Consider the following 21,352-nt stretch of genomic DNA (forward strand, 5'->3'; position numbering starts at 1 on the left):
TTGCAAAGGCGCTGCGGCGGCTCCATTTCACCTGCACCGACAACTAGAGGATGGCGCCGTCCGCCGGGCTTGAGCCCGCCGGATCGGCCGCGTTCATGGCCAACAACTTCCTGACCAAAATCTTCGGCTCCCGCAACGACCGGCTGCTCAAGCAGTTCCGCAAGTCGGTGACGGCCATCAATGCGCTGGAGCCCCAGTTCGAGCAGCTGAGCGACGAGCAGCTGCGCGCCAAGACCCAGGAGTTCCGCGATCGCGTCGCCGGCGGCGAGGCGCTCGACGCGATCCTGCCCGAAGCTTTCGCCGTCGTCCGCGAAGGGTCGAAGCGGGTCATGAAGATGCGCCACTTCGACGTCCAGCTGATGGGCGGGGTGGCGCTGCACCAGGGCAAGATCGCCGAGATGCGGACCGGCGAGGGCAAGACCCTCACCGCGACCCTGCCGGTGTACCTGAACGCGCTCACCGGCAAGGGCGTGCACGTGGTCACGGTGAACGACTACCTGGCCAATCGCGACGCCCAGTGGATGGGCAAGCTGTACAACTTCCTGGGGCTCACCGTGGGCGTGAACCTGCCGCAGATGCCGCGCGAGCAGAAGCAGGCGGCCTACCGCTGCGACATCACCTACGGCACCAACAACGAGTACGGCTTCGACTACCTGCGCGACAACATGGTCTACGAGTCCAACGACCGCGTGCAGCGGGCGCTGAACTACGCGATCGTCGACGAGGTGGACTCGATCCTGATCGACGAGGCGCGCACGCCCCTGATCATCAGCGGCCAGGCCGAGGACCACACGGACCTCTATGTCGCCATCAACAAGGTGGTGCCGCTGCTCACGAAGCAGGAAGGCGAGGCCGACCCGCGCACCGGCGAGGGCGTCACCAAGCCCGGCGATTTCACGGTGGACGAGAAGACCCACCAGGTGTTCCTGACCGAGGCCGGCCACGAGAACGCCGAACGCATCCTGTTCAACCTGGGCCTCATTCCCGAGGGCGCGACGCTGTACGACCCGGCGAACATCTCGCTGATGCACCACCTGAACGCGGCGCTGCGGGCCAACAAGCTCTACCACCGCGACCAGCACTACGTCGTGCAGGAAGGCGAGGTCGTCATCGTCGACGAGTTCACCGGCCGGCTGATGAGCGGGCGCCGCTGGAGCGACGGCCTGCATCAGGCCGTGGAAGCCAAGGAGGGCGTGCAGATCCAGCCCGAGAACCAGACGCTCGCTTCGATCACGTTCCAGAACTACTTCCGCCTCTACGGCAAGCTCGCCGGCATGACGGGCACGGCCGACACCGAAGCCTACGAATTCCAGGAGATCTACGGCCTGGAAACCGTCGTGATCCCGCCGAACAAGCCGAGCCGCCGCGACGACCAGCTCGATCGCGTGTACAAGACCGCGCGCGAGAAGTACGAAGCCGCCATCATCGACATCCGCGAGTGCCACGAGCGCGGCCAGCCGGTGCTGGTGGGCACCACGTCGATCGAGAACTCGGAAATCATCGCCCAGCTGCTCGAGAAGGCGAAGCTGCCGCACCAGGTGCTCAACGCCAAGCAGCACGCGCGCGAAGCCGACATCGTGGCGCAGGCCGGCCGCCCGAAGATGATCACCATCGCCACCAACATGGCGGGCCGCGGCACCGACATCGTGCTGGGCGGCAACGTCGAGAAGGCGATCGAGGCACTGGAGGCCGACGAGACGGTGGAAGCCGCCGGCAAGCAGGAACGCATCGCGCAGATGCGCGCCGAGTGGCAGAAGGAACACGAATTCGTGGTGGCCCAGGGCGGGCTGCGCATCATCGCGACCGAGCGGCATGAAAGCCGCCGCATCGACAACCAGCTGCGCGGCCGGTCCGGGCGCCAGGGCGACCCGGGCTCGTCGCGGTTCTACCTGAGCCTGGACGATCCGCTGATGCGCATCTTCGCGGGCGACCGCGTGCGCGCCATCATGGAACGCCTGAAGATGCCCGATGGCGAAGCCATCGAAGCCGGCATCGTCACGCGCAGCATCGAGAGCGCGCAGCGCAAGGTCGAAGGCCGCAACTTCGACATCCGCAAGCAATTGCTGGAGTACGACGACGTCTCCAACGACCAGCGCAAGGTCATCTACCAGCAGCGCAACGACATCCTCGACGCCAAGGAGCTCGGCGACCAGATCGCGGGGCTGCGCGAAGGCTGCTTCACCGACCTGGCCCACCAGTACGTGCCACCGGAATCGGTCGAGGAACAGTGGGACCTGCCGGGCCTGGAAAAAGTGCTGGCCGAGGAATGGGAGATCCAGCTGGCGCTCCGGCAGGAAGTCGAGGCCTCCAGCACGATCACCGACGACGAGATCGCCGAAAAAGTGGTGGCCGCGGCCAATGCCGCCTTCGACGCCAAGGTGGCGCAGATCGGCGCCGAGAACTTCACCCAGTTCGAGCGCATGGTGCTGCTGCAAAGCATCGATACCCATTGGCGTGAGCACCTGTCCGCCCTCGACTACCTGCGCCAGGGCATCCACCTGCGCGGCTACGCCCAGAAGCAGCCGAAGCAGGAATACAAGCGCGAGGCGTTCGAGCTGTTCGGCCAGATGCTGGACGCGGTGAAGAACGAGGTGACCAAGATCCTGATGACGGTCAAGGTGCAGTCCGGCGAACAGCTGGAGCAGGCGGCTGATGAGCTGGAGAACCGCGCCGAGCGCATCGCGAACGTGACCTACACCGCGCCGACCGAGACGGGCGAGGTCGAAAGCATCGTCGACGAAGGGACTGCTCGTGCGCCGGCCTCGGCCATGGCGCGCGTCGGCCGCAACGACCCCTGCCCGTGCGGCAGCGGCAAGAAGTACAAGCACTGCCACGGGCAATTGACCTGATACAGATGCTTGCAGGTCTTGGTTGCCGGCGGGGTGCGCGGGGCGTGAAAACGTTTATATAGTCGAGCCATGACGGACGACCCCGACCAGACGGCATCGCTCATGACGCCTGCGCGCCTCGCGCAGCTGCGCATGAAGCCCGCCAAGCCGGCCGGCACGCCCACCGCGTACCTGGACCAGCTCGCGGCGGACGCGGGCAGCGGCCACGTGCGCCGCCTGGTCGATCTGCGCAAGCAACTCGAGGTGCAGGCGCGCGAGCGCAACTACAACGGCGTGGCGACGGCGCTGGAGTCACTATCGGCCGAACTCCCCAAGCTGGACTTCGAACTGCTGCAGCCCAAGGGCTGGCTGGCGCGCGCCACCGGCAAGGGCAAGGAAGAGGGCGCGGGCTTCGTGGCGCAGTACGAGCGCATCGGCCGCGCCATCGAGGACCTGGCCGACGAAGTCAAGGAGGCGCACAAGAAGCACCAGGCGCTGACACCGGTGACGGAGCGTTCGCTCGTCGAATTCGAGGTGGAGGAGCGCGCGATCGACAAGATCGTCGGCCAGGGCAGCCGCTGGCTGCAGGACATGCGCGCCCAGTTGAAGACCCGCCAGTTCAGCGGGCCCGACGTCGAAGCGCAGAAGCTGATCGACGAAGACACCAAGCGCTGTGAACTGCTGGTGGGCCGGCTCAAGCACCTCGGCTTCGCGCGGTCGGCGGCGCAACACACCAAGGAGCGCGTGAACACCACGGCCGGCAAGCGCGAGGGCGCCCTGGGCGCGTTGCAGTCCATGCTCGATGGCGAGGTGAAAGCCTGGCGCTCCCGCTTGCGGCTGGTCGCCGAGGCTGTCGCCGAAGGCGGCCCCGGCGTCGACCTCGAGCCGGCGCGGACGGCGCACGACGAGCTCATGAAGGCGCTCAAGCGGGCCAGCCGCGACTGCAACCAGCTGCAGTTCTACGAGAAGGATCTCGTCGACGAGCTGGCCGCGCTCGAAAAGCCGCTGCAGGAAGCCGTCTAGGACGGGCTCGCCCCTGACATGCCACTGCTGGCGATCGACATTGGCAACACGCGCCTGAAGTGGGCGCTCTACGCCACGACGGAGCCAGGTGCCGCGCCGCTGGCGCAGGGCGCGGAATTCCTCGAAAACATCGACAAGCTCGCCGACGGCGCCTGGGCGCAACTGGCCCCGCCCGACCGCATGCTGGGATGCTGCGTCGCCGCCGACGCCGTCAAGCGCCGGGTCGAAGAGCAGATGGAAGAACTATGGGACATCCCCGCCCACTGGGTGGTGTCCAGCGGTGCCGAGGCCGGGGTCTCGAATGGTTACGACCATCCGACACGCCTGGGCGCCGACCGCTGGGTGGCGATGATCGGCGCGCGCCAGCGCGTGCTGGTGGCGGGTGCCGCCCGGCCCGCGGTCGTGGTGATGGTGGGCACGGCCGTGACGGTCGAGGCCCTCGATGCCGACGGCCACTTCCTCGGCGGCCTCATCCTGCCCGGCCACGGCATCATGCTGCGCGCGCTGGAGAGCGGCACCGCGGGCCTGCACGTGCCGACTGGCGAGGTGCGCGAATTCCCGACCAACACCAGTGATGCGCTCACCAGCGGCGGCACGTTTGCCATCGCCGGCGCGATCGAACGCATGGTGCAGCACCTGCGCCGGCGGTCCGGCACCGACCCGGTCTGCATCATGACCGGCGGCGCGGGCTGGAAGATGGCGCCCCACTTGCTGGAGGGCTTCGAACTGGTGGAGAGCCTGATCTTCGACGGGCTGCTGGTCATCGCCCGCAGCCGCGCCGCCGCGCAATGAATCGACCTGGAAGGAACCTGTCGTGACCCAATCCATCCCTCGCCGAGCCCTCCTGCTGCTGGCCCTGGCCGCCGCCGGGGTGCAGGCCCAGGCGCCCACGCCTTCGCGCCCCGCGCGCCCTGCGGCCGCCACGCCCGGCAAGCCCTGGCCCACCCAGCCCGTCAAGATCATGGTGGGCTTCCCGGGCGGCTCCACCCCCGATCTCGTCGCCCGCACGATCGCCGAGCCGCTTTCGCGCGCGCTGGGCCAGCCCGTGGTCGTGGAAAACCGGCCCGGTGCCGGCGGGAACATCGCCGCCGACATCGTGGCGAAGGCCACCGACGAGCACACCATCGGCGTGATGATCAACGGCAACCTGACCATCGCCAGGATGCTCAACCCGGCGACGCCGTACGACCCGGCGCGGGACCTGGCGCCCATCAGCCTGATCGGCACGGCGCCGCTGCTGCTCACCGCGCCGGCGAGCCTGCCGTTCACCAACGCCCAGGAGTTCTTCCTGGCCGCGCGCAACGGTGGCGACAAGTGGAGCTACGGCACGCCCGGCGTCGGCACCGTCGGCCACATCGGCATGGAGTTGCTCAAGACGAAGACCAACATTTCTCCGGTGCACGTTCCCTACCCCGGCAACCCGCAGGTCATCAACGCGATGATCGGCGGGCAGATCCAGCTCTCGCTGCTGCCCCCGGGGCTGGCGGCCGCGCAGATCCGCGCGGGCAAGCTCAAGGCCGTGGGTGTCACCTCGGTCAACCGCAGCCCGCTGGTCCCTGAATACCCAAGCCTCGACGAAGGCGGTATCCGCGGCTTCCAGCTCGAGATCTGGACGGCGGCCGCTGCGCCGGCCTCCATGCCGAAGCCGGTCGTGGCCAGGCTGTCGGCGCTGATCAGCGAGATCGCCCGCTCGCCGGACGTGCGGCAGAAGCTGTTTCAGCAGGGCTGGCAGGTGGCCGGTACTTCGGCGGAGGGCCTGGCCAACCGCATGAAGTCCGACACCAACCTGCTGGGTGGCGTCATCGCCATGCGGAACATCAAAGTCGAGTGACGGGCTAGGCCGAGAGGCCTGCGATCGCCTGCTCCAGCGATTCGCGGGCCTGCGCCACGATCTGCTCCCGCCACTCGTCGGTGTCGGTGTAGAACGCATCCAGCATCTTCTGCTTGATCGCCTTGGCGAGCTCGGGCGGGGCTTCAGGGTGCTGCTCCAGCCAGTGCTCGCCGCGCAGGGCCTGCAAGGTTTCCAGCACCGGGACGGTGCCGTACTCCATCGCGATGCCGGTGTATTCCGCCTGCGGGCATTCCTCGTACACCGCGCCCCACATCAGGCCCGTGAGGAAGGCTGACGTCGAGGAGCCGTCGTAGATGGACGTCACCGGCGTGCGGCCGCCGCCGCTCCACCACGCCCGCGCGCGTGCGACGGAAGCAGCGTCGTCGCGGCCGGCGTAGATGCGCTCGCCCTTGCCGCTCGGGCCCAGGCCGGTGTGGATGTCGATCCAGCCGATGCGCGCCGCGCGCCGCCCGTGCGCACGAAGCACCTCGCGCAGCGCCAGGTTGCTCCACGTCGGCGCCTGGCCGCCGAAGAACAGGCCCTCCGGGTGCGCGTGCTGGCCGCCGCTCACGGCGGCCTGGAAGGCGGCCTCGCCGCGTGTCGCGAGGTATTGCCCGGTGGCTTGCAGGTTCGCGGCGTCCGGCGGCCACACGTCGGGCAGCAGCAATGGATGGATCTCGCTGTACGCCGGGTTCACGGGCAGGGGCTTCTCGAAATCGTGGAAGTTGCGGTTCAGGTCGACGTTCTCGTGCGTCGTGCGGCGGATGTGCGAGAAGCCGTACGGGTTGAGCGCGTGGATGTAGAGCACCGCCACGCCCTTGTCCGCCGCGGCTTGGCGCCAGGCCTGGTTGCGAAGTGCATCGACTTGCACGCCGCTGCCGCAATAGCCCTCCACGCCGTGGCAGGCGCTGGTCAGGATCAGCAGCTTGGCTGCATCGGGCGAACCATCTCGCGCGACGTCCATGGCAAGTTGCTCGCCATCGCGGCCGGGCAGGGGATGCGGCTTCGATTCGACGCTCAGGCCCGCGTCGGCGGCGGCCTGCAGGAACTTCTGGCGGGCTTCGGCGTAGCTGGTCGAGAACGCGTCACTCGCCGTCATGCACGGTCCTTCGCCAGCCAGGCCTCGGCCAGCCGCACCCAGTAGGTGGCGCCCAGCGGGATCAGGTCGTCGTTGAAGTCGTAGCTCGGGTTGTGCAGCATGCAGGGCCCGCCGCCGTGTCCCATCTCGCGGTGGCTGCCGTCGCCATTGGCGATGAAGCAGTAGGCGCCCGGCTTGGCCTGCAGCATGTAGGCGAAGTCTTCCGCCCCCATGGTGGGCTCCTGCAGTTCGACGTTGTCCGGGCCGACGATGGACGCCATCACGCCGCGCGCGAACTCGGCTTCGGCCGCCGAATTGATCGTCGGCGGATAGTTGCGAACGAACTCGAATTCGCATTGCGCGTCGTGCGCCGCGCACACGTGCTCGGCGATCTGCTGCATGCGCTTCTCGATCAGGTCCAGCACCTCCAGCGTGAAGGTGCGCACCGTGCCCTGCAGCTCGCAGCTGTCGGGCACGACGTTGGTGGCTTCGCCCGCATGGATCATCGTCACCGAGATCACGCCGGCGTCGATGGGCTTCTTGTTGCGGCTGATGATGGTCTGGAAGGCCTGCACCATCTGGCAGGCGACCGGCACCGGGTCGATGCCGTTGTGCGGCAGCGCGGCGTGGCTGCCCTTGCCGCGGATCACGATCTTGAACTCGTTGGAGGACGCCATCACCGGCCCGGCGCTGACCGCGAACTTGCCCACCTGGTTGCCTGGCCAGTTGTGCATGCCGAACACGGCTTCCATCGGGAACTTCTCGAACAGGCCGTCCTTGATCATCTCGCGCGCGCCGCCGCCGCCTTCTTCGGCCGGCTGGAAGATCAGGTACACGGTGCCGTCGAAGTTGCGGTTCTTCGCGAAGTGCTTGCCCGCGGCCAGCAGCATGGCGGTGTGGCCGTCATGGCCGCACGCGTGCATCTTGCCGGCGTGCTTGCTGGCGTGCGCGAAGGTGTTGAATTCCTGCATGGGCAATGCGTCCATGTCGGCGCGCAGGCCGACGGCGCGCGTGGACGTGCCGTTCTTCAGGATGCCGACGACCCCGGTGGTGCCGAGTCCGCGCACGATCGGGATGCCCCATTCGGTGAGCTTGGCCGCCACCAGGTCGGAGGTGCGCGCCTCTTCGAAACACAGTTCGGGGTGCGCGTGGATGTCACGGCGCACGGCGGCGATGGACGCGGCCTCGGTGACGATGGAATCCAGTAACTTCATGGGATGAATCGTTTTCTCAGGGCAAGACCGCCAGTCTAAGCCGCCCCGTCCCGTGGCGCATCGGGGATATTCCGCGACAATGGCCGCATGGCACCTTCCCTGGCCCCGCGCGCCCTCGCACTCGCGCAACAGCTGGTGCGGTTCAACACCGTCAGCGCCAACTCCAACCTCGACCTGATCCACTGCATCCGCGACGAGCTGAAGCGCCTCGGGGTGGCCAGCCGGCTGACGTACAACGCGGAAAAGACGAAAGCCAATCTTTTCGCCACGCTGGGCGAGGGCAAGCCCGCGGGCTTGATACTTTCCGGTCACACTGACACCGTGCCCTGGGACGGCCAGGCCTGGAGCATGGACCCCTTGTCCGCCGAAGTGCGTGACGGCCGCCTCTACGGCCGCGGCTCGGCCGACATGAAGAGCTTCATCGCGATCGCGCTGGCGCACGCGGAAACCTTCCTGAACAGCCGGGCGCCGTTCGCGCTGCACTTCGCCTTCAGCTACGACGAGGAGGTCGGCTGCTTCGGCGTGAAGGAGCTCATCGCGGACATGCGCGACGCGGGCGTCGCGCCGCTGGCCTGCATCGTCGGCGAGCCGACCAGCATGGTCCCCGCCATCGCGCACAAGGGGGTCTACCGCTACAAATGCTGCGTGCGCGGGAAAGAAGCGCACTCCTCGCTGACGCCGCATTCGGTGAACGCCATCGAAATGGCCGCGAAACTGGTCGGCCAGGTGCGCGGCATGGCCGAAGGCTTCGAACGCGACGAGCCGCGCTACGAGGGCTTCGACGTGCCGTTCTCCACGGCCAGCGTGGGCCAGTTCCACGGCGGCATCGCCGACAACGTGGTGCCGCGCGACGCCGAGTTCCGCTACGAATTCCGCGACCTGCCGACGGCCTATGCGCGCGCCATGCAGGCGCAGGTGGTGGCCTATGCGCGCTCGCTCGAGCCCGCGATGCAGGCCGTCGCGCCCGACACCGGGTTCAGTTTCGAAACCATCTGCGAGATCCCCAGCTTCCTGGGTGCGGAGGGCGATGCGGTCACGCAGCTGGCCCTGCGCCTGGCCGGCGAGCAGCGCGTGACGCAAGTGGCCTTCGGCACCGAAGCCGGCATCTTCAAGAATGCCGGCATCCCGACGGTGGTCTGCGGCCCGGGCAGCATCCAGCAGGCGCACCAGCCCGACGAGTATGTGGGCCTGGACCAGCTGGCGCGCTGCCAGGCGTTCATGGAAGGCCTGGCGCGGGTGGAAACGCTCGAGCCTTAAGTCCGGACGCGGCCGTCGCCGGTGAGCATTGACAGCTCGACGAAGCTCGACGCCACGTGGTCGGTCGGCGAGAAGCTCACCGTGAAACCGCCCAGGCTCTGGCTGCCGGTGGATTCCAGCGCGGTGATCAGGCCTTCGCGCGTGACTTTCGCGGGGCCGCGGCGCAGGGCGTCGGTGATGACCTTGGCGGCCAGGTAGCCTTCCATGCTGGAGAAGTTGGCCGTGTGTTCGCCGCCGACCTTCTTGACCGCGTCGACGAATTCGCGCGCGATGGGCCGCGCGGCGTTGTACGGCGAGGGCATCACCTGCGACACCACGATGCCGGCGCCGTCCTTGCCGAGCTCGTCGGCCAGGGCCTGGGTGCCCACGAATGACACGTTGTAGAAAGTGCCACCGTAGCCGGCCGCCTTGGCAGCGCGGATGAACGCCGCGCAGGCCTTGTAGGCGCCGATCTGCACGATGGCGTCGGGCCCGGCGGCGACCAGGGTCTTGACCGCCGCGGCGACGTCCACCGAGTTGCGCTCCACCGTGGCCTTGGCCACCGGCTTCATGTTCTGGGCGCCGAGCGCGAGCTCCACGCCGTCGAGGCCGGCCTTGCCGTAGGCATCGTTCTGGTGGAAAACCGCGATCTTCTTCAGGCCCAGCCCGGTGAGCTGGCGCACGATCACGCCGGTCTCGTCGTTGTACGACGCCCGCAAGTGGAAGGCATACCGGTTGAACGGCTGGCGCAGGGCCATCGCGCCGGTGAAGGGCGCGAAGAACGGTGCCTTCGCAGACGTCGCCAGGGGCAGGGCGGCGACGCTGGTCGGCGTGCCGATGTAGCCGAACAGCGAAACGGGGTCGTCCGCCAGGAGCTTGCGCGTGTTCTCCGCGCAGCGGTCCGGCTCGTAGCCGTCGTCGAGATGCACCAGTTCGACCGGGCGCTTGTGGATGCCGCCCTGGGCATTGACCTGGTCGAAATAGAGCTTCGCGCCCAGGCGGAACTGGATGCCCAGCTGCGCGGCGGGGCCGGTGAAGGGGGCGGATTGGCCGAGGAGGATGCGGTCGCCCTGGGCGCGGATCGCGGGAGCCCCGAGAAAGGCCAGGGCGCCGGCGGCGCGGGTGAAGGTTCGACGAGTTAGCATGCCACAATTTTCGCAGATCGGGGCTTGCGGAAGGCTGTCGTGGAACGCGCGCTTGTGGATTACTCCCGCACCCGCCCCTGCGAGTCGATCAGGCTCAGCTGCACCATTTTCGAGGCCACGCGCTCTTCCGCGAAGTGGATCCGGAAGCCGCCGACGCTGACATCGTCCAGGCCCTCCATGGCCTTCCTGAACTTCAGCCGGGTGACGTCCCCCTTGGGGATGCGGCGCAGGGCCTCGGCGTACACCCAGGCGGCGATGTAGCCCTCCAGCATGTACACGTTGGTCTTGCCGGCCTTGGCCGCCAGGGCGTCCGCCATCAGTTCGCGCACCACCGGCACCTTGGCCGTGTCGCTCTTGGGAACGACCCGCACCACCACCACGCCGGCACCGTCCTTGCCCAGTTCCTCGGCCAGCAGGCTTTCGCCGGTGTTCGAGAAGCCGTAGACCGGCCCCCGGAAGCCCTTGGCCCGCAGGTCGCGCACCGCATTGGCGGCGGTGTTCGAATCGCTGATCACCAGCACGGAATCGGGCTTGGCCGCCATGGTCTTGTCGACGCTGTTGGCGACGCTGCCGCTGGCCAGCGACGCGTTCACCACCACGTTGCCGCCCATGCTGGGGATGGTGCGGGTGGCGGAGTCGAGCGCCGCCATGGATTCGCCGTCCGCGGCATGCAGGATGCCCATCTTGCGGGCACCCATGGTTTCCGCGTGGCGGGCGATCGCGGCAGCTTCCTCGGCATAGCCGGGCCGGATCGAATAGACATTCGCATAGAGGGCGCCCCGGAACTCATCTGCCGCCGCCATCGGTGCGAACAGCATCACGTCGCCCTCCTTGATGAGCGGGTACGAGGCCGTGACCTGGGGGGAACCGTAGTAGCCGAAGAGGGAGAACACCCCCTGCTCCAGCAGCTTCTTGGTGTTCTCGGCGCTGGTTTTCGGGTTGCCGCGGTCGTCGATGGTGACCAGGTCGATCTTGCGGCCGCCAATGCCCCCGGCGGCGTTGAGCCGGTCAAAGTAGAGCTTGGCGCCGGTGTGGAAGGCCGATGCGAGCGTGGAACCGGGGCCGGTGAGGGCGATGGACTGCCCCAGCACGATGCTGGTCTTGGTCACGCCCTCCTGGGCATGGGCGGCCCACCCGGCCAGGGCCAGGGCGGCTACCATCGTGAACCGGGCCAGCTTGGGGACGAAGCTCATTTGATCTCTCCAAAAGGCCCTTCGCTTGTGGCGACGGCCAAACGACGACTTTCCTGATGGACGACATGGGTGACACATCTGCCATTGCTGCGGGCCGCACCCCGGCACCCGGGCTTTCCCAGGTGCGAGGGGCCTGCCCGCACGACTGCCCGGACACCTGCGCCCTGCTCACGACAGTACAGGACGGAGTAGCGCTTAAGGTTCAGGGGAATCCCGCGCATGCGCCGACGGACGGTGTCCTGTGCACCAAGGTTTCGCACTACACCGAGCGCACCTACCACCCCGACCGCCTCCTGCGGCCACTGAGGCGCAGCGGCCCCAAGGGCTCGGGGCAGTTCGAGCCGGTCGGCTGGGACGAGGCTCTCACCGACATTGCAAGCCGACTGTCAGCAATCGCGGCGCGCGCGCCACAGGCGGTCGTGCCGTACAGCTACGCCGGCACCATGGGCCTGGTGCAGGGCGAGAGCATCGCGGCGCGCTTCTTCCACCGGCTGGGCGCCTCCTTGCTGGACCGCACGATCTGCGCATCCGCGGGCGGCGAAGCGCTGATGTACACGCTCGGCGGCAAGGTCGGCATGAAGGTGGAGTTCTTCGCCGAGGCCAAGCTGATCCTGATCTGGGGCAGCAACTCCATCGCGAGCAACCTGCACTTCTGGCGGCTCGCGCAGCAGGCCAAGCGCAACGGTGCACGCCTGGTCTGCATCGACCCGCGCCGCACCGAAACCGCCGAGAAGTGCCACGAGCACGTGCAGTTGCTGCCCGGTACCGATGCGGCGCTGGCCTTCGCGCTCATGCATGAATTGATCGTGAATGAGTGGCTGGACCACGACTACATCGCGCGCCACACCCTGGGCTGGGAAGGCCTGCGCGAACGCGCGCTGCAATGGACGCCCGAACGGGCCGCCGAGGTCTGCGGCGTGCCTGCCGCGCAAATCCGCGCGCTGGCTCGCGACTACGCGACGACCCGGCCGGCAGCCATCCGCCTGAACTACGGCATGCAACGCGTGCGCGGCGGCGGCAATGCCGTCCGCGCGATCGCCTGCCTGCCCGCCCTCACCGGCGCCTGGCGCGAGCGGGCCGGCGGCCTGCTGCTTTCCAGTTCGGGGATGTTCCCGGTCGACAAGGCGGCGCTGCAGCGGCCGGACCTCCTGGCCGGCCGCATGCCGCGGACCATCAACATGAGCACCATCGGCGACGACTTGCTGCGGCCCTCGTCGCCGGACTTCGGCCCGGCCATCGAAGCCCTCGTTGTCTACAACAGCAACCCGGTGGCGGTCGCGCCGGAGTCCGGCAAGGTGGTGCAGGGCTTCGCGCGCGAGGATCTCTTCACCGTGGTGCTGGAGCACTTCCAGACCGACACGGCGGACTACGCCGATTACGTGCTGCCGGCGACGACGCAGCTGGAGCACTGGGACATCCACCTGGCCTACGGCCACACGGACATCATGCTGAACCGCCCGGCCATCGCGCCGGTGGGCGGGGCCCGGACCAACACGGACATCTTCCGCGCGCTGGCCTCACGCATGGGCCTGGACGAGCCCTGCCTGCAGGAGGACGACTTCAGCCTGTGCCGGACCGCCTTCGGCGACCGGGTCGATTTCTCGCTGCTGATGGACCAGGGCTTCGCGCCGCTGGCGGTGCCGGACGCGCCGTTCGCCGAAGGTGGCTTCCCGACGCCGTCCGGCCGCTGCGAATTCTTCAGTGAACGGCTGCAACGCCTGGGGCAGGACGGCTTGCCGGACCACGTTCCGAACTACGAGGTGCCTGGTTCGTCGACGCGTTATCCGCTGGCGATGATCTCCCCGCCGGCCCGCAACTTCCTGAACTCCACCTTCGTGAACGTGCACAGCCTGCGCGACGCCGAGGGCGAGCCGCTGCTGGAAATCCACGCGGGCGATGCGGCGGCGCGCGGCATCGCCGACGGCGCCGTGGTGCGCGTGTTCAACGACCGCGGCGAATACGTGGTGCGTGCCAAGGTCTCGCCGCGCGCGCGGCCGGGCGTGGTTCATGGCCTGGGCATCTGGTGGCGCAAGCTGGGGCTGGCCGGCACCAACGTCAACCAGCTGACCAGCCAGCGGCTGACGGACATCGGGCGGGCGCCGGTCTTCTACGACTGCCTGGTCGACGTCCTGCCCGCGTGAAGAAGGGCCGGCTGCTCATGGGATTGGCATCGGTGGCGGCATTGGCGGTGGCGGCGACGGTCTGCCTCTCGGGCTGCGCCAACCTGGGCTACTACTGGCAGTCGGTCACGGGCCACCTGAAGGTGATGAACGCGGCCAAGCCGGTCGGCGATTGGCTGGCGGACGAGGGCACACCCGAGCGCATCCGGCAGAAGCTGGCCCTGTCGCAGCGCATCCGCGACTACGCGGTGCGCGAACTGCACCTGCCCGACAACCCGAGCTACCGCCGCTACGCCGACCTGCATCGCACTGCCGCGGTCTGGAACGTGGTGGCGGCGCCCATCTACTCGCTGGAGCTGAAGACCTGGTGCTTCCCCGTGACGGGCTGCGTCGGCTATCGCGGCTACTACGATGAAGCCGCGGCCCGCGCCGAAGCCGAAATCCAGCGGCGGCTGGGCTACGAGGCCAACGTGTACCCGGTACCCGCCTATTCCACCTTGGGCCTGATGAATTGGGCCGGTGGCGACCCGCTGCTCAACACCTTCATCCACTACCCCGAAGGCGAGCTCGCGCGCCTGCTGTTCCACGAACTGGCGCACCAGGTGGTCTACGCGAAGAACGACACCATGTTCAACGAGTCGTTCGCCACCGCCGTCGAACGCCTGGGCGGCGCGCGCTGGCTGGCGACGGAGGCCAGCGAGCAGGCGCGCGCGGACTACGCGGCTTTCGACGACCGCCGCCGTGCGTTTCGCGCGCTTTCGCGGGCGACCCGCGACCGCCTGAAGCTTGTCTACGAGACCCCCGGCACCAGTGACGAGCAGAAGGAAGCCGGCAAGCGCGCCGCCATGGAACAATTCCGCGCCGACTATGCGAAGCTCCGGTCCGGCTGGACGGGCGACCCAGCGTTGTGGCGCGGTTACGACCGCTGGGTCGAGCGAGCCAACAATGCCTTCTTCGGCACGCAGGCCGCGTACGACGAACTCGTCCCCGGATTCGAGGCGCTGTTCCACGAGGCCGGCGGGGACTGGAAGCGGTTTTACGATGCGGCGCGCGCGCTCGCGGCGCTGCCCAAGCCAGAGCGGCACAAGAAATTGAAGGAGACCCCAGGTGCCTGACATCCACATCACGCGGGAACATTCCCTGGGCCTGGCGCAGGCGCGCGAGCTCGCCTTCCGCTGGGCCGAGACGGCCGAGGCCAAGCTCGACATGGAGTGCACTTACGAGGAGGGCAAGACCTCCGACCTGGTGAGCTTCAAGCGCCCCGGGGCGAGCGGTGAGCTCAAGGTGACCAAGGACAGCTTCGTGCTGGACGCCCGGCTGGGCCTGCTGCTCGGCATCTTCAAGGACAAGATCGAATCCGCCATCGTCGAGAACCTGGACGCCTTGCTGCAGGAGAAGGAGCCGCTGAAGGCGTTCGACAAGGGGCTCGCCAAGCACGAGGCGAAGCACGACAAGCCCGCCAGGAAGGCGGCGGCGAAGCCCGTGGCGAAATCGCCGGCCAAGGCGCCGGCAGCGAAGAAGAAATAGCGGGGCCTCATGGAAATGACAGCCGCCGCCGGGCCCCTGGCGGGCCTGAAGGTGCTGGAACTCGGCCAACTGATCGCCGGGCCCTTCGCGGCCAAGACCCTGGCGGATTTCGGGGCCGACGTCGTCAAGATCGAACCGCCGCTCCAGGGCGATCCGCTGCGCAACTGGCGGCTGATGAAGGACGGTACATCGGTCTGGTGGCAGGTGCAGTCGCGCAACAAGCGCAGCGTCGCCCTCGACCTCAAAGTCGCGGAGGCGCAGGACATCGTGCGGCGGCTGGCCGGGGAGGCCGACGTGCTGATCGAGAATTTCCGTCCTGGCGCCATGGAAGGCTGGGGCCTGGGCCCCGACACCCTGCTGGCCCGGAACCCGCGCCTGATCATGCTGCGCGTGAGCGGCTATGGGCAGACCGGTCCTTACCGCGACCGCGCCGGCTTCGGCGTGGTGGGCGAGGCGATGGGCGGGCTGCGCCACCTCACGGCGGAGCCGGGGCGCGTGCCTGTGCGCGTGGGCGTGAGCATCGGCGACACGCTCGCTTCGCTGCACGGCGTCATCGGCATCCTGCTGGCGCTGCAGCACCGGCATTCGTCCGGCGTAGGCCAGGTGGTGGACGTGGCCCTCTACGAAGCGGTGTTCAACTGCATGGAAAGCCTCCTGCCCGAATACAGCGCCTTCGGCGCCGTGCGCGGCCCCGGGGGCAGCGCGCTGCCGGGCATCGCGCCCAGCAACGCCTACCTGTGCCGCGAAGGCGCGTACGCGCTCGTCGCGGGCAACGGCGACAGCATCTTCAAGCGCCTGATGGGCGTCATCGGCCGCCCCGACCTGGCGGCGGACCCCGCCCTCGCCGACAACGCGGGCCGCGTGAAGCGGGTCGGGGAGATCGACGCAGCCATCGGCGCGTGGACCAGCTCGCGCAGCGTGGACGACGTGCTGGCGGCGCTCGACGCGGCGGGCGTGCCGGCGGGCCGCATCTATACGGTGGCCGACATCGCCGCCGACCCGCACTACCAGGCACGGGGCATGCTGCAGCAGGTGCGCATGAGCGATGGCAGCACGCTCACCGTTCCAGGCATCGTGCCCAAACTGTCGCTCACGCCGGGAGGCCAGCACCGGAACGCTCCCGAGCTCGGGCAGGACACCGACGCGGTGTTGCGCGAGATCGGCCTGGACGAGGAGCAGGTCGCCGCCTTGCGGGCGCGTGGCATCGTCAGATGAGCCCCACCTATACTTTGCCGATGAATGAGAAGTTGCGGCAAGTCTTCGCCACCGCGCTCGCGCTGGAGCCCGCGCAGGTCGGCGATTCGCTGAAGTACGCCGAGTCGCCCGCCTGGGACTCGGTGGCCCACATGGCGTTGGTGGCGGCGATCGAGGAAGCGTTCGGCATCATGATCGACGCCGAGGACGTGATCGACATGAGCAGCTTCGCCGAAGCGAAGCGGATCGTCGCGAAGTACCTCTGAGCATCGATGGCCGCGCGCGTCGTCTTCGTCACCGGCGCCTCGCGCGGCATCGGCCGGGCCTGCGCGCTGGCATTCGCCGGCGCCGGCGAGCAACTGGTGCTGCATGCGCGCAGCGACGCGAACCTCCAGCCCGTGCTGGATGAACTGCAAACGCTGGGCGCCCCTACGCCGCTACTTTGCGCCTACCCGCTGGAGCAACCGGAGCCGGCTCGCGAGGCCTTCCAGCGCATCTTCAAGCAGTTCGGGCGGCTCGATGTCCTGGTGAACAACGCCGGCGTCATGGAGGCGGCTGCCCTCGGGACGCTGACGCATGCGGCGCTCACGCGAACACTGGAGATCAACCTGACCGCGGCCGTGCTGCACCTGCAGGCCGCCGGGCGGCTGATGGCGCGCAACGGGAGCGGCGCCATCGTGAACATCAGTTCCATCGTCGGCCGCTACGGCTTCGAAGGGCAGGTCGCCTATGCCTCGGCGAAGGCCGGGTTGATCGGGGCGACGCTGGCGGCGGCGAAGGAGCTGGCGAAGTCCCAGGTCCGCGTGAACGCCGTGGCGCCGGGCTACATCGAATCCGACCTGCATGCCGGCGAGAGCGAGTCGACGCGCTTGGACGCGCTGGGCCGCATCCGCATGGGCCGGCCGGGGCGGCCCGAGGAGGTGGCGGCACTGGTGCAGTTCCTCGCGAGCGATGCCGCGGCCTATGTGACCGGGCAGGTGGTCGGGATCGACGGAGGCATGAGCTTGTGAGCTTCTGGCAGCTCGCGCATGACGCCCGCACGGTGGCGGCCATCGACGAGCGCGGAACGGCGGTCAGCTACGGCGAACTGGCGCAACGCGCCGGCGACGTCGCGACGGCGTTGCGGCCGGCCGGCGGGCGGCGGCTGGGCTTCATCGCGATGCGCAACACGCTGCCGGCGCTTGCCCACTACCTGGGTTGCCTGCGCGCGGGACACGTGCCGCTGCTGCTGGCGCCAGAGCTCCCCGCGCCGCTGTTGCAGGCGCTGGTCGAACGTTACGACCCCGCGTGGATCTTCGATGCGTCCGGTGGCCTGCGGTGGCGTGACACGGACGGGCCGCCGCTGCATGCCGATCTGGCGTTGCTGCTCACGACGTCGGGCACCACCGGCAGCCCGCGCCTCGTGCGGCTCTCGCACAGCGCCCTGCACGCCAACGCGGAATCGATCGCGCGTTTCCTGGGGATCGGCGCTGGGGAGCGCGCGGTCACGACACTGCCGCTGCACTACTCCTACGGCCTGTCGGTGCTGCACAGCCACCTGCACGCGGGCGCGTCCGTGGTGCTCACGGACGCGAGCATCATCCAACGCCCGTTCTGGGAGACGGTGGACGCGCACGGCGTCACGTCCTTGTCGGGCGTGCCCTACCTCTACCAGTTGCTGCAGCGCACCGGCTTCGAGCAGCGGGCCTTGCCATCGCTGAGGACGCTCACGCAGGCCGGCGGGCCGCTGGGCGAATCGCTGACTCGCCATTTCCAGTCCTTGGCCGCGGCGCGGAGCTGGCGCTTCTTCGTCATGTATGGCCAGACGGAAGCCACGGCGCGCATCAGCTACGTTCCGCCTGAGCACCTGGCGCGCAAGGTGGGCGCCATCGGCATCCCCGTCCCCGGTGGTGCTCTGGCGCTCGACGGGGGTGAGTTGGTCTATCGGGGCCCGAACGTGATGATGGGCTACGCCGAAACCGCCGCCGACCTGGCCATGGGGGATGTGCTGCGTGGTGTCCTGCGCACCGGCGACCGCGGCCGGATGGATGAAGACGGGTTCTTCTACGTCACGGGGCGCTTGGGCCGCTTCGTGAAGCTGGCTGGGCACCGCGTCGGGCTGGACGAGGTCGAAGCCATCCTGGCGCGAGCGCTGGGGGTGGCGGTGGCGGTGACCGGGCGCGACGACCGGTTGCTGGCCGCGATCGAAGCACCGGACGCCTCCGCCGCGAAGGACGTGCTGGTGCAGCAGCTGCGCCTGCATCCCTCGATGTTCCAGGTGACCGCGCTGCAGGCCCTGCCGCGCCTGCCCAATGGCAAGCCCGACTACGCGGCGCTGCAGCAGCAAGCGGGGGCCGCATGAGTGTGCCCCTGCCATTCGACCTGGCGCGCATGTACGACGTGCCCGCGGCGGTCAAGCGCGCCGGGATGCTCGCCACGCTGAACGCGCTGGGTGACTGGCATGCGCAACGCTGCGCGCCTTACCGTGCCGCGCGCGAGACGTTGTTCCCGGCAGGGCCGGCCGGCACGATCGAGGCGTTGCCGTACCTGCCGGTGCGGCTGTTCAAGTCGCTCGACCTCCTCAGCGTGCCGCGCGAAGCCATCGTCAAGACGCTGGTGTCGAGCGGCACGACCGGTCACACGCCTTCGCGCATCCACCTGGACCGCGAAACGTCGGTGCGGCAAGGCCGGGTGCTGACGGCCATCATGACCGCGTTCCTCGGGCGCCAGCGCCTGCCGATGGTGGTGGCCGACAGCGCCGCGCTGCTGCGGGACCGCACCCGCTTCAATGCGCGAGCCGCGGCGCTCCTCGGCTTTTCGGTGCTGGGCCGCGACCACTTCCATGCGCTCGACGAGCTGCTGCTGCTGGACACCGAGGGCCTGGATGCCTGGCTCGCCGCCCATGCGGACCAGCCCGTGCTGCTCTTCGGCTTCACGGCGCTGGTGTGGCAGCACCTCGTGCAGGCATTGCGCCGGCAGGGCCGTGCGTTGCGTTTCCCTGAGGGCAGCTGGCTGCTGCATGGCGGCGGCTGGAAACGCCTGGCCGACCAGCAGGTCAGCCATCAGGAATTCAAGGCCGCGGTGCGCGAGACGCTGGGCATCACGCGCGTCGCCAACTACTACGGCATGGTCGAACAGACCGGCACCATCTTCATGGAATGCGAGCAGGGCCACCTGCACAGCCCCGTGTTCGCGGATGTCGTGGTGCGCGATGCCCGCACTTTGCAGCCGCTCGGGGCCGGGCAACCCGGCGTGCTGCAGGTGCTCAGTGCCCTCCCTCTCAGTTACCCGGGCCATTCGCTGCTGACGGAAGACCTGGGCGTGCTGCACGGCGAGGACGATTGCGCCTGCGGCCGCCTGGGCCGCTACTTCTCGGTGCTGGGCCGGATGCCGGAAGCGGAATTGCGCGGCTGCAGCGACACGCGGGTGCTGCCGTGACCGCGCAGGCCACGCTGCTGCTGGGCGCGTTGCCAGGCGAGACGCTGGACGCGGCCGTCGGCCGGATGGCGGCGCTGCCGGCCTGGCGGCCCTTCGACGATCGGGCCATGTGCTTCGTCGCTGCGTTTTCGCGGCGCCTCGCAATGGACACGGCCGCCCGCCCCTACCCCGAATTGCTGGCGCTGGCCCATTGGTTCCGTGGCGCCCGGTTGCGCGAGCTCGCGGCGCGCCAGCAGGCCGGTGACGCTGCCAGTTTCGCCGTGGGACGCGGCCTGGCGTTCCATCTCGCGCCGGCGAACGTCGACTCGATCTTCATGTACTCCTGGCTGCTCTCGGCGCTGGCCGGCAACGCCAACATCGTGCGGGTCTCGCAGAAGCCGAGTCCGCAGGTCGACCGGTTCGTCGCCGCGCTGCACGCCACGCTCGCGGACCCGGCTGTGGGCCATGCGATGACCGGGCGCCTCCTCCTGCTGACGTATCCCCATGAGGCGGAGGTCACCCGGGCGATCTCGCAGGCCGCGCAGTTGCGCGTGGTCTGGGGCGGCGATGCCACGGTGGCCGCCATCCGCGCGATCCCCTTGCGTCCCACGGCGGCAGAGCTGGTGTTCCCGGATCGTTTTTCCGCGGCGGCCTTCGACGCGGCTGCGGTGCTGGCAGCGGACGATGCGGGCCTGGTGAAGCTGGCCGGCGCCTTCTACAACGATGCCTTCTGGTTCGCCCAGCAGGCGTGCTCGTCGCCGCGCGTGCTGCACTGGGTCGGCAGCGCGGCGGACATCGACGCCGCCAAAGCGCGCTTCTGGTCCGCGCTCGGCGCCGAGCTGACGCGCCGCGCACCCGACAACACCGCTGCGATGACCATGGCGCGCGTGGTCGCGGCTTTCGACTATGCGGCCCGCGGCGCTGTCACGGTGAATGAGGCCCCCACGGGCTTTCCGCTGCGGCTGCACTTGCAGCGGCCGCCGGACCGGGAACTGCGGGACCTGCACTGCGGCAACGGGTTGTTCCTGGAGCAATCGCTCGCCTCATTGGCCACGCTGGCGCCGCAACTGGACGACCGCGACCAGACTCTGGCGGTGTTCGGGTTCGGTCCGGCGGAACTGCAGGCATTCGCCGCGGCGTTGCCGCCGCGCGCGCTGGACCGCATCGTGCCGGTGGGAAAGGCGCTGGAATTCGACGCCGTGTGGGACGGCGTCGACCTGCTGGCGGCTTTCAGCCGCCGCGTGCGAATCAGCTCAGCGACTTGATCAGGTCGACGTACTGCTGCATGGCGTCGTTGTTCGACGTCCCCTTCATGCCGTTCCAGGCGTCCCACTTGGCGCGGCCGACCATGTCGCCGAAGCCCGGCTTCTTCTCGGTGTTGTCACCCGCGGTGGCCTGCTTGTACAGCGCGTAGATCTTCAGCAGCGTGGCGTTGTCCGGGCGCTCGGTGAGGCTCTTGGAGCCGGCGACGGCGGCTTCGAATTCGGCTTTGAGGTCGGCCATGGGAAGGAGGTCTCCTGCGGTTCGTTGGGATGGAACTCTACCCGGCCAGCTCGACTGCGGGTAA

General features: G+C 68.8%; 19 protein-coding genes. 14 read left to right on the forward strand and 5 right to left on the reverse strand.

Features of this window, described 5'->3' with window-relative positions:
- Nucleotides 1-95 precede the first annotated feature (95 nt).
- From secA to FN976_RS24985, 4 genes are all read left to right on the forward strand, one after another.
- Nucleotides 96-2,849: a preprotein translocase subunit SecA gene (gene secA, locus FN976_RS24970; protein ID WP_145896049.1), complete on the forward strand. Its 2,754-nt coding sequence runs from the start codon at nucleotides 96-98 to the stop codon at nucleotides 2,847-2,849.
- Between the two features lie 69 nt (nucleotides 2,850-2,918).
- Nucleotides 2,919-3,851, forward strand: a complete 933-nt coding sequence (locus tag FN976_RS24975) for a hypothetical protein (protein ID WP_145896051.1) — start codon at nucleotides 2,919-2,921, stop codon at nucleotides 3,849-3,851.
- Nucleotides 3,852-3,869: 18 nt separating this feature from the next.
- Nucleotides 3,870-4,643 (forward strand): type III pantothenate kinase, encoded by a 774-nt coding sequence (locus FN976_RS24980; protein WP_145896053.1) that lies wholly within the window; start codon nucleotides 3,870-3,872, stop codon nucleotides 4,641-4,643.
- Nucleotides 4,644-4,665: 22 nt separating this feature from the next.
- On the forward strand, nucleotides 4,666-5,682 hold the full coding sequence (locus FN976_RS24985; protein WP_186511178.1) for a Bug family tripartite tricarboxylate transporter substrate binding protein: 1,017 nt from the start codon (nucleotides 4,666-4,668) through the stop codon (nucleotides 5,680-5,682).
- A 4-nt stretch (nucleotides 5,683-5,686) separates the two neighbouring features.
- Here FN976_RS24985 and FN976_RS24990 read toward each other — a convergent pair whose 3' ends face one another.
- Both FN976_RS24990 and FN976_RS24995 read right to left on the reverse strand, forming a co-directional pair.
- Nucleotides 5,687-6,781: a M14 family metallopeptidase gene (locus FN976_RS24990; protein WP_145896055.1), complete on the reverse strand. Its 1,095-nt coding sequence runs from the start codon at nucleotides 6,779-6,781 to the stop codon at nucleotides 5,687-5,689.
- The gene (locus FN976_RS24995; RefSeq protein ID WP_145896057.1) at nucleotides 6,778-7,974 is read right to left on the reverse strand and encodes a M20 aminoacylase family protein; all 1,197 of its coding nucleotides are present in this window, start codon (nucleotides 7,972-7,974) and stop codon (nucleotides 6,778-6,780) included. Before FN976_RS24995 ends, FN976_RS24990 begins: the two co-directional genes overlap by 4 nt.
- Nucleotides 7,975-8,061: 87 nt before the next feature.
- Here FN976_RS24995 and argE point away from each other — a divergent pair, with 87 nt between their 5' ends.
- The gene (gene argE, locus FN976_RS25000) at nucleotides 8,062-9,231 is read left to right on the forward strand and encodes an acetylornithine deacetylase (protein ID WP_145896059.1); all 1,170 of its coding nucleotides are present in this window, start codon (nucleotides 8,062-8,064) and stop codon (nucleotides 9,229-9,231) included.
- Here the strand turns inward: argE and FN976_RS25005 are convergent.
- A complete protein-coding gene (locus FN976_RS25005; protein ID WP_145896061.1) occupies nucleotides 9,228-10,355 on the reverse strand; it encodes an ABC transporter substrate-binding protein in 1,128 nt (375 codons plus the stop codon). The genes argE and FN976_RS25005 overlap by 4 nt on opposite strands.
- Nucleotides 10,356-10,414: 59 nt before the next feature.
- Nucleotides 10,415-11,548 (reverse strand): ABC transporter substrate-binding protein, encoded by a 1,134-nt coding sequence (locus FN976_RS25010; RefSeq protein ID WP_145896063.1) that lies wholly within the window; start codon nucleotides 11,546-11,548, stop codon nucleotides 10,415-10,417.
- A gap of 65 nt (nucleotides 11,549-11,613) precedes the next feature.
- On the opposite strand from FN976_RS25010, the gene FN976_RS25015 reads away from it, so the two are divergent.
- The 9 genes from FN976_RS25015 to FN976_RS25055 are packed head-to-tail and all read left to right on the forward strand — an operon-like array spanning nucleotide 11,614 to nucleotide 21,050.
- Nucleotides 11,614-13,689: a molybdopterin-containing oxidoreductase family protein gene (locus FN976_RS25015; RefSeq protein WP_145896065.1), complete on the forward strand. Its 2,076-nt coding sequence runs from the start codon at nucleotides 11,614-11,616 to the stop codon at nucleotides 13,687-13,689.
- A gap of 17 nt (nucleotides 13,690-13,706) precedes the next feature.
- The gene (locus FN976_RS25020) at nucleotides 13,707-14,783 is read left to right on the forward strand and encodes an aminopeptidase (RefSeq protein WP_145896136.1); all 1,077 of its coding nucleotides are present in this window, start codon (nucleotides 13,707-13,709) and stop codon (nucleotides 14,781-14,783) included.
- Nucleotides 14,776-15,195, forward strand: a complete 420-nt coding sequence (locus FN976_RS25025; protein ID WP_145896067.1) for a polyhydroxyalkanoic acid system family protein — start codon at nucleotides 14,776-14,778, stop codon at nucleotides 15,193-15,195. The genes FN976_RS25020 and FN976_RS25025 overlap by 8 nt, the downstream gene beginning before the upstream one ends.
- 9 nt (nucleotides 15,196-15,204) lie before the next feature.
- The gene (locus FN976_RS25030; RefSeq protein ID WP_145896069.1) at nucleotides 15,205-16,410 is read left to right on the forward strand and encodes a CaiB/BaiF CoA transferase family protein; all 1,206 of its coding nucleotides are present in this window, start codon (nucleotides 15,205-15,207) and stop codon (nucleotides 16,408-16,410) included.
- A gap of 20 nt (nucleotides 16,411-16,430) precedes the next feature.
- A complete protein-coding gene (locus FN976_RS25035) occupies nucleotides 16,431-16,655 on the forward strand; it encodes an acyl carrier protein (protein ID WP_145896071.1) in 225 nt (74 codons plus the stop codon).
- 6 nt (nucleotides 16,656-16,661) lie between these two features.
- On the forward strand, nucleotides 16,662-17,399 hold the full coding sequence (locus tag FN976_RS25040; RefSeq protein WP_145896074.1) for an SDR family NAD(P)-dependent oxidoreductase: 738 nt from the start codon (nucleotides 16,662-16,664) through the stop codon (nucleotides 17,397-17,399).
- Nucleotides 17,396-18,730 carry an AMP-binding protein gene (locus tag FN976_RS25045; protein ID WP_145896076.1) on the forward strand — a complete coding sequence of 445 codons (1,335 nt, stop codon included), beginning with the start codon at nucleotides 17,396-17,398 and terminating at the stop codon, nucleotides 18,728-18,730. Before FN976_RS25040 ends, FN976_RS25045 begins: the two co-directional genes overlap by 4 nt.
- Nucleotides 18,727-19,806, forward strand: a complete 1,080-nt coding sequence (locus FN976_RS25050) for a LuxE/PaaK family acyltransferase (protein ID WP_145896078.1) — start codon at nucleotides 18,727-18,729, stop codon at nucleotides 19,804-19,806. Before FN976_RS25045 ends, FN976_RS25050 begins: the two co-directional genes overlap by 4 nt.
- A complete protein-coding gene (locus FN976_RS25055) occupies nucleotides 19,803-21,050 on the forward strand; it encodes an acyl-CoA reductase (RefSeq protein WP_145896080.1) in 1,248 nt (415 codons plus the stop codon). Before FN976_RS25050 ends, FN976_RS25055 begins: the two co-directional genes overlap by 4 nt.
- On the opposite strand, the gene FN976_RS25060 is transcribed toward FN976_RS25055, so the two are convergent.
- On the reverse strand, nucleotides 21,034-21,288 hold the full coding sequence (locus tag FN976_RS25060; protein WP_145896082.1) for an acyl-CoA-binding protein: 255 nt from the start codon (nucleotides 21,286-21,288) through the stop codon (nucleotides 21,034-21,036). The genes FN976_RS25055 and FN976_RS25060 overlap by 17 nt on opposite strands.
- Between the last annotated feature and the right edge of the window lie 64 nt (nucleotides 21,289-21,352).

Source organism: Caenimonas sedimenti (genome assembly GCF_007833165.1).
In the GTDB taxonomy this organism is placed as follows: Bacteria; Pseudomonadota; Gammaproteobacteria; order Burkholderiales; family Burkholderiaceae_C; genus Ramlibacter; species Ramlibacter sedimenti.